We start from the raw sequence: 9,050 nt of genomic DNA, 5'->3' as shown, positions 1-9,050 counted from the left end.
TTCTTTGCATTTAAACAAGAAAAAGTAACTCTAAATACCTGTGTTTTATTGGATTTGCAATTTTTCAGCAAGCCCTACTTAAATAAAAAAATCCCAAACACCAGTAATTGGGATTTGGGATTACCTCATGAAGCACTACGAAAGTGCACTCATTTTTATAAAGAATTACTCTTTAGTTTCTTCTTTCTTATCAGCTGGCTGATCTTCTTTAGCGGCATTTTTAAATTCTTTAATTCCGCTTCCTAAACCTTTCATTAATTCTGGAATTTTTTTCCCTCCAAAAAGTAATAAAACAACTGCTAAAATAACTAGGATTTCTGTAACACCAAATCTTCCCATGATTGAATAATTTATTGCCGTAGCAAATTTCTAATAAATGTAACTGCAAAGATAAATAGTTTTAGTAGATGAGCGCTCATTTTAAGTCATTTATTTAATTATTGAAAAGTTAAAAGTTTATTAATATAAAATAGGTAGGAGTATTATGCGATTACGAAATGTCCCAAAGTGTTTACAATGGTATTAATTATTTATATTTGTATGATAAAGAACTACTATGGCAGGCAAAAGATTAAAAAGAAAAAAAATTCACAATAAATTATTTATCAAAAACCGTTTGGTTATTTTGAACGAAGATACTTTTGAGGAAATTTTTTCAATGAAGCTCAATTTGATGAATGTTTTTGTAGTGGCCTCATTAGGTGCCGTTTTACTGATTGGGATTACCACATTCATCATTGCCTTTACGCCATTAAGAGAATTTATTCCAGGTTATTCGTCATCAAAATTAAAAAAAGATGCCACGGAGTTAGCGCTAAAATCAGATTCATTGAGCTTAGCACTTAAGAAAAATGAAGCCTATATTCTTTCTATTCAAAAAGTACTAAATGGACAATTAGAGTATGCTAAATTCAACAAAGACTCTATTTTGACTGCAGTAAATGAAGCAACGCCTGAATTAAAACTGACTGCTTCGGATGCCGAAATGGACTTAAGAAAAGAAGTAGACCAAGAGCAAAAAAAGAAGAATACTTCAAAAAAATCAAAATAAACGCACTGCTTTTATTTTAAATGAACCTCTATTACAATGTCAATAAAATCAATTGCAGCAAAGTTATTTGCCAAAAGAATATATAAAGAAACACAGGCTTGGGCAATGAATCCCGTTGCGAGCCAAGAGGCTGTTTTTAGGGATTTAATAAAAGAAGCTGGTCAAACGGCTTTTGGTATCGACCATAATTTTGCCAGTATTAAATCTTTTGTAGATTTTGCGAAGCAAGTTCCTATTCGCGATTATGAGGACTTAAAGCCTTATATTGAAAAAGTAGTCAAAGGAGAAGAAAACATTCTATGGAAAGGAAAACCACTCTATTTTGCCAAAACTTCAGGGACAACCTCTGGCGCTAAATACATTCCGTTGACTAAGGAATCCATGCCTTTTCACATTCAGGCGGCACGAAATGCTATTTTGCATTATATACATGAAACGGGTAAAGCTGATTTTGTAGATGGAAAAATGATTTTTTTACAAGGAAGCCCTATTTTAGAAGAAAAACACGGAATACAATTTGGACGTTTATCTGGAATTGTAGCGCACTTTGTTCCTAAATATTTGCAAAAAAACCGCATGCCATCATTTGAAACTAACTGTATAGAAGATTGGGAAACTAAAATTGATGCTATTGTAGGGGAGACCTTCCATGAAGATATGACGGTGATTTCAGGAATTCCTTCTTGGGTTCAAATGTATTTTGAGCGTTTAGAACAAAAAGGTGGTAAAGCGGTAGGGGAGATTTTTAAAAACTTCAATTTATTTATCTATGGAGGGGTGAATTATGAACCATATAGGGCCAAATTTGAAAACCTTATAGGAAGAAAAGTAGATAGTATAGAGCTTTTCCCTGCTTCAGAAGGTTTTTTTGCGTACCAAGATTCACAAAAAGAAAAAGGAATGCTATTGTTATTAAAAGCTGGTATTTTTTATGAATTTGTAAAAAGTACGGAGTTCCATACTGATAAACCAAGACGGTATACCATTGGAGAAGTAGAACTTGGCGTCAATTATGTTTTGATAATATCTACTAATGCGGGACTTTGGGGATACAATATAGGAGACACGGTTCAGTTTACGTCTTTGGCGCCGTATCGGGTGATTGTTTCCGGCAGAATCAAACATTATATTTCGGCTTTTGGGGAACATGTTATTGGTAAAGAAGTAGAGAGTGCGTTGCAAGAAGCTATGGAAGGCAGCAGTATTCGTGTAAATGAATTCACCGTTGCGCCTCAAATCACGCCAATTACAGGCTTGCCTTATCATGAATGGTTTATCGAATTTGAAAGTGAACCTACTGACATGGAAACTTTTGCGAAAGCGATTGATGATGCTATGCGAAAGCAAAACATTTATTATGATGATTTGATCCGAGGTAACATTTTGCAAAAAGTAGTCATTACCAGCGTGGCCAAAAACGGTTTTCAAGATTATATGAAATCGATAGGAAAATTAGGGGGTCAAAATAAAATACCAAGACTATCAGATAATCGCGACATAGTAGCGCTTTTGAATAAAAAATAAAAATTACATTTGTTGGTTAGAAATTAAAAAAAGAAATGAAAGACAGTAAAAATATATCACGCTCTAGGGCACAAGAATCATCGGCAGCAATTGAAAAAATGTACATTACCATGCGCCATTTATTCAATAGAGGGTTTTATAAACCCATGGGGATCTCTGGAGATACTTTGAGGGAAGCATTAATGACGTTACGTCCTGAAATATATGGAAATATTGCCGAAGAAAAAGTAGAGTTAAATGGACTTTTGTATGTTATCGAAAGGCTTCCATTAGGAATAGAGGAATGTCGATTTATTAATTTGACTTCGGATGAAGGTTATTCTAAATCACATTTTCAAGCTATTGTACCACCAAAAAGGAGACGTAATTGTTACCGAATTGATGAAGAGCAAATGAATGTTGAGATCACACGTGGGCGATCTGATATCTATGATATTTTGACGCATTTAACGTTCATTTTTATCGAATCTCATAAAATAAGAAACAGAGTTTTACTGGATGATGCTGGTGAGGTTTCTCGTGACTGGGTGAAGCTTGAGCATGCAGTTTCACAAACCAAAAAATTGTCACTAATAGACAAAGAGAAAGCCATCTCACATGCTGCAAATATTCTAGGTCGTACTTTTGAGGAAGTTCTAGATATCTACGATGCGTTTGCATCTGAGGCAGCTCCAGATCGTTTTTTACAAATTATATTCTGGTTAGGGAAACTGGCTATCGAAGAAATTGTTGATAATAATAAAAGAACCATTACTTTTAGTCCTATTTTAAGAGAGCGTTTAGGACACCATATTCACGGCGAAAGATGGGCAACGAACATCAAGGAAGTTTTGAAAGAAAACGGGTTGATCGACCGTCCTATTCATGTGATTAGTGCCAATATGCACTCGGTGATGAATTCTATTTTTGCAACATCAGTTTTAAAATCAAAGTTCAAAGACCAATCGGATTTCTTTATTTATGAAGAACTAAGTAAATCAGGAGCTCATGAAGTGCGTAATAGTGTAGCAGCAGTTGCAATGAAACAAGGAATGATTGCAGTTCCAGATGATTCAGGAACTAATATTGATGTTCAAATATTTGATACTGCCAAAATTAATTGGGCCAATTCATCGTTTCCAACAGCAAAACTAGGGGATAAAAAACCAGTTTTGATTGTAATGGATTATGCTTTTGGTGAGCAAGCTTATGAAACTATTGATGAGTTGCTGAAACCGTTCAAGAAAGACACTTTGCTTAATGTAGAATCGGTTTCTATTATGGGTAAAGCAGGAATTCTAGAAGGAGGAAAGGGAGATATTATGATTCCAAATGCACATATTAATGAAGGAACAGCTGATAATTATTTTTTCGAAAATGAATTAACTGCTGCTATGTTTGAAGGCAATGATATTGCTGTTTTTGCAGGACCTATGGTTACTGTATTAGGAACATCGTTACAGAATAGGGATTTATTAAAGTTTTTCCACGAATCTACTTGGGGAGTAATTGGATTAGAAATGGAAGGATCGTATTATCAAAAAGCCATTCAATCAGCCTCTAAAATTAGAAAAAGTGTACCAATGGATGTTAAAGTACGATATGCATATTATGCATCAGATAATCCATTAGAAACGGGAAGTACACTAGCTTCTGGAGGTTTAGGGACAACTGGAGTAAAACCAACGTATTTGATTACTATTAAAATTTTGGAACAAATTTTTAACGTAAAATAAAAAAATAAATGAGTACAAATGTACCCCAAAGCCAAGACAATCATGAGATTGACTTATTTATGATTTTTAATAAAGTAGGCAATTTTTTTCAGTGGATTAATGCCATGCTGTTCAAAATGATACGTTTTTTTATTAAAAACGCAATCATATTGATCGTTTTAATATTTCTTGGTTTTGGGATAGGTTTGTATTTAGATTCAAATTTTAAAACCTATAGGCAACAATTAATTGTAGAGCCAAAATTTGAAAGCACGGATTATTTATACCATAAAATAGCCTTATTAGAATCTAAGATTTCAGAGCATGATGTGGCATTTTTAAAAGGAATTGGGATTCAAGATGTGTCCGAAATAAAAGCAATTACTGTTGAGCCCATTGTTGATATTTATAAATTTATAAATTCAAATGGACAAAACATGGAACTCTTAAAATTGATGGCACAAAATGGAGATTTAAAAACAATTGTTGAGGAAACTACAACAAGTAAAAATTATGCTTACCATACCATTAGTATTGAAACCAAAACAAAGGTCAATGAAGCAAGTATTCAACCTATATTGAAGTATTTAAATACAAGCAATTATTATGATGCTTACAAAAAAGTATTTAGAAGTAACCTAGCCCAAAAAATACAGGTAAAAAAGGAAATCATTACTCAAATTGATGGTATTATTGCCCAATTTACTTTAGGGGATGGATTGAATGCCAAAGGTGATAAATTAGTGTATAACAATGAGAACTTGCAACTCAATAATATGGTGAGGACGAAAGATTCATTAACAAACATGTTGGGGTATTTGAACATTGATTTATTAGATTCGAATAAAATAATTAATGATAAGTCTTTAATTTTAAACAAAGTAAAGACTAAAGCATTAAATGGAAAGTTGAAATTAGTAATTCCATTTTTATTTGTATTTCTTTTTATTTTTGGTTGTTTGTTTCGCTCATTTTATAAAAAACAAGCTGCTCTTGCGCAACTATAATTGCAGCTTATTTTTAAGTGTTTTTTTTAATAATCGAATGATAACAGTTTAAAATGTTAAAAATAATACGACAGTATTTTCATAAAAGTTATAGAGACAGTATGGTTGTGCAGAGTCTATTAACTTTAGTTTTGAGAGTTTTGGGCGTATTACTCTTATTTGGATTTACGTTGTTTTTGACTAAGAATTATAGTGCACATATTATAGGGCAATATGATTTTGTTAGAACATTTCTTTTTGTTGTAGGAAGCATTTGTTTGTTGGGTTTTGAGCAATCAATACTTTATTTTAAAGGAAGACTAAGTGGTATAAAAGCAATAGACGGCATAAAAAACACCTACAAAAAGATGGTAGTCGTACTACTAGTCATGTCCGTGGTACTATATGCAATCATTTTTATATTGGATGAAAACTGGGTTAACAACTATTTTGCTGATAGGAATGTTTACTCCATGTTACTGCAAGCTACATCGATTCTCTTTTTCTATGCCCTAACAGTACTTAATACGGAGGTTTTTAGAGCCTTGGATCATTTATATGTAGCTGAATTGTTCCGGAACACTATAAAGTATATTCCGGTAATGGTAGGGTCTATTATTTTATTATCAACAAGCCAGGAGGTTTTATTACCACAAGTATTTAGCTATGGTTTTGTAGTACTGGGAGTGGCTAGCAGTTTGTTATTACTGTATTACTTCAGTACATCAGCAGGTAGTTTTGCTAATAATTCATTTTCGTATAAAGAGATTACTACAAAGTCTTATCCGATTGCCATAAGCGGAATGGCCATGTTTTTATTAATGAGCTTTGACGTTTTGTTTTTAAAAAAATATCGAGATGATGCTACAGTGGCCTATTATGGAGTTGCAGTAAAAATAATTACGATGTTGACCATGATTGTTTTGACAGTTACAATAACAATTTCGTCAAAAATATCAGAGTATTTTCAAGCCGAAAACTGGAAGGAACTGCATAACATTCTTAAAAAAAGTAGCCGATTAATTCTTTTAATTTCGTTGCCAATAGCTTTATTTTTGGCTGTATTTGTATCTCCTATATTGGCTTTTTTTGGTAAAGATTATCTCGTTGCTAAAGAACCATTGTTGATACTACTATTTGGCCAATTCATTTGTGCGTTCTTTGGAAGCGCAAGGGTGTATTTAAACATGACCGGTAGGCAAGCAATTTTTCAAAGAACACTACTAATTGCAGTGGGTATCAATTTTGTTTTAAATCGGTTTTTAATTCCTGTTTATGGAATGAATGGAGCAGCAATTGCATTTGTGGTCAGTACGTTTTTCTGGAATATTGTTGCAGCCATAATAATTTATAAAAAAGACAAATTAATAGTGTTATTTCATTAAAATAATTCGAATGTAAGATCATTTTCAATACAAGAACAAAAATGCGAATAGTAGTAAGAAAGAATAAAACAGTATTTCTAGGGTTGTTTTTTTGCAGTTTAATTATTGCATTCTTGACCCCTTATATTTTACCCGAAAGGTACTTTAATGACACTGTCATAATTATATTTGATAAGGGAAAGGAAATAGGTTGGCTGGGTAGTTACCCTTTTGCCATTATGTTTTACAAGCTTACAGGATTGCGCCATCTTTCCTTTTTTTTGATTGCGTTAATTCAGTTTCCTATCGTCACTTGCATTTTATTTAAGATAGGGATACCCGTCAATTTGCATAAATTAAACGTTAAAAACATATTGGTTTACATCGCTTTTTTACTGCTAGGATTATACATGTCAATGCCTACTAAGGAGTTTATTACCTTTTTGATGTTTAGTACAATTCCTTTTATATTTCAATCTGATCGAAAAGCTTCTTTTAAGATCACTTTTTCATTGTTTTTAATCGCTTGTTTTTCATTTTTCAGACCCTATTACCTACTGATGCCCATTTTTTCAGTAGGGATGTATGCGTTGTCATTTGTTAAATTTGAAAACAAGTCTATGAGTACCATTTTTTACGGAATTTTAATTGCGGTTTTTCTGTCATTAAGTCACGGTATTATTAAAGGAGAGTATATTTCAAAAAAAACTCGGGAAAATTACGTTGTTGAAAACGCTAATAAAAACAACATTAACACCGCTATAGTTTCGCCTTTTTCACAGGATACTTGGTATGGAGAAACGTTTGGAATTTTTTATGGTTTCATGGCTGTCAATATTCCTGTATTGGAAGGAATAAAGCACATATTGTCGCCACAAGTAATAATCTTTATGCTTTGGCAATTATTGCTTTTCTATATTTTATTTGTGCGGTTTTCAAAGTGTTTAAAAAACAGAAATTACTATCAGTTTGAATTGTGGACCTTATTACTATTGTTCTCTTTTTTTATTGTCCAAGGAATATTCGAACCTGATTTAGGAACATCCATCCGACATAAAATAGGCCTTTTTCCATTACTATATTTTGCATTGTATTATGAAGATTTCAGAAAAGACGTTCAACAAAGTACTTAACTTACTCTTGTTTATTATTGCCATTACATTAATTTTCAGAAAACTATGCACCATTTTTCTGATCGTTTTTGTAGTTTTTAATTTGGTTTTTTATAAAAAAATAAAAATTACCAAAAGCCAGTTGCCTTTGCTATTGATAATAGCGTCACCATTTTTAATGGAGCTTTTGTTTTTTGGCAGAAATGATTCTTATGCACTGGGATTAAAATCATTAGAGAAAAGCCTTTCTTTACTTTTTTTGCCTGTATTTATCATTGGGAATTACAAGAGAATTCAGTTTGTTTCTCTGTTGAAAGCTTATTGCTTGGGTACTACAATTATTATGCTATTCTTTTTTATACAGTTTATAGTAGTCTATCCAGAAGTTTTTGCAAAATACCTTAAGGGTATTGATTTATGGGAAATGGGTTATGTTTTTGCTAACAACATGGGTATTCATGCACCTGCACTCAACATGCACTTGGCTTTTGTTGCATTTTCAAACTTTTATTTTTTATTAGAATCTTCGAAGTCTAATGTTTGTATATGGCTGAAATTACGTGATTTAGCATTTTTTATATTTTCATTCTTTTTTGTCTTATTTGTCAATACTAGAATAGCATTGTTAGCTACTTTGTGCGGATTTATAATAGTGATTTATTTTTTAATTTCTAAAAAATTTGACGCAAAACGCATCCTTGTATCAGGATTAGTAGCGTTTTTTTTGGCGGGAATTGTATTGTTCTTATTCGTCCAGAAAGACCCTTACATGAAAGAAAAATATACAACCCAAATTTTTTCTCACATGGATAAAGTAGGAAAACTGGATGAAATTGACCATCCTGAAATCACCGTTTTCAGTGCGCTAGTGACAAGAGTATCAATATGGAAATCAGCTTGGGAGCTATCACTTAAAAACCTTCCTTTTGGTGTAGGCGCATCAGATGGTAAGATTGAGTTGGTTAAGTATTTTAAAAAAACAAATCAAGTGTTTCTAGCTAAATACGAGTTCCCTACACACAATCAGTTTTTAGATTTTTTATTAAAATTTGGTGTGTTAGGACCTATTGTAGTTTTAAGTTATATTGGTTTTATAGGTTATGTAGGAGTCAAGTCTAAAAATGCGGTGGTGTTTTCATTCTTTTTTTTATTTTTCATATCGAATCTTACAGATGATTTTCTGCTTCGTTTTGACGGAATTGTTTTTAGCGGATTGTGGATTTGTTTGTTTACCGCTTATTGGTTGCAACAAAAAAATAATAGTGTACCCGAGTACAACTTGCAATAGCATAATTGTAGTAATAGGAAACATAAAATAA

8 protein-coding genes are annotated in these 9,050 nt (G+C 32.3%); 7 read left to right on the top strand and 1 reads right to left on the bottom strand.

Annotation, left to right across the window (positions count from 1 at the left end; genetic code table 11):
- Positions 1–165 precede the first annotated feature (165 nt).
- Positions 166–339, bottom strand: coding sequence for a twin-arginine translocase TatA/TatE family subunit (gene tatA, locus H8R24_RS11325; RefSeq protein WP_187019003.1), 174 nt, complete (start codon positions 337–339; stop codon positions 166–168).
- Positions 340–556: 217 nt separating this feature from the next.
- Between tatA and H8R24_RS11320 the strand changes: the two genes are divergently transcribed.
- Genes H8R24_RS11320 through H8R24_RS11290 form a run of 7 tightly spaced genes read left to right on the top strand, consistent with a single transcriptional unit; the run spans position 557 to position 9,019 of the window.
- Positions 557–1,051 carry a peptidase gene (locus H8R24_RS11320; protein WP_187019001.1) on the top strand — a complete coding sequence of 165 codons (495 nt, stop codon included), beginning with the start codon at positions 557–559 and terminating at the stop codon, positions 1,049–1,051.
- A gap of 36 nt (positions 1,052–1,087) precedes the next feature.
- A complete protein-coding gene (locus H8R24_RS11315; protein ID WP_187018998.1) occupies positions 1,088–2,575 on the top strand; it encodes a GH3 family domain-containing protein in 1,488 nt (495 codons plus the stop codon).
- Between the two features lie 35 nt (positions 2,576–2,610).
- The gene (locus tag H8R24_RS11310; RefSeq protein ID WP_187018996.1) at positions 2,611–4,290 is read left to right on the top strand and encodes a DUF6909 family protein; all 1,680 of its coding nucleotides are present in this window, start codon (positions 2,611–2,613) and stop codon (positions 4,288–4,290) included.
- A gap of 8 nt (positions 4,291–4,298) precedes the next feature.
- A complete protein-coding gene (locus H8R24_RS11305; protein WP_187018994.1) occupies positions 4,299–5,276 on the top strand; it encodes a hypothetical protein in 978 nt (325 codons plus the stop codon).
- A gap of 53 nt (positions 5,277–5,329) precedes the next feature.
- Positions 5,330–6,640 carry an MATE family efflux transporter gene (locus H8R24_RS11300; RefSeq protein WP_187018991.1) on the top strand — a complete coding sequence of 437 codons (1,311 nt, stop codon included), beginning with the start codon at positions 5,330–5,332 and terminating at the stop codon, positions 6,638–6,640.
- A 41-nt stretch (positions 6,641–6,681) separates the two neighbouring features.
- Positions 6,682–7,752, top strand: a complete 1,071-nt coding sequence (locus H8R24_RS11295) for a hypothetical protein (protein ID WP_187018989.1) — start codon at positions 6,682–6,684, stop codon at positions 7,750–7,752.
- Complete coding sequence (locus H8R24_RS11290; protein ID WP_187018987.1) at positions 7,715–9,019, top strand: O-antigen ligase family protein; 1,305 nt, start codon at positions 7,715–7,717, stop codon at positions 9,017–9,019. The genes H8R24_RS11295 and H8R24_RS11290 overlap by 38 nt, the downstream gene beginning before the upstream one ends.
- Positions 9,020–9,050 lie beyond the last annotated feature (31 nt).

Source organism: Flavobacterium muglaense (assembly GCF_014305155.1).
In the GTDB taxonomy this organism is placed as follows: Bacteria; Bacteroidota; Bacteroidia; order Flavobacteriales; family Flavobacteriaceae; genus Flavobacterium; species Flavobacterium muglaense.
Note: the sequence above shows the minus strand (reverse complement) of the source record. Positions and strands in the feature narration are given on the sequence as shown.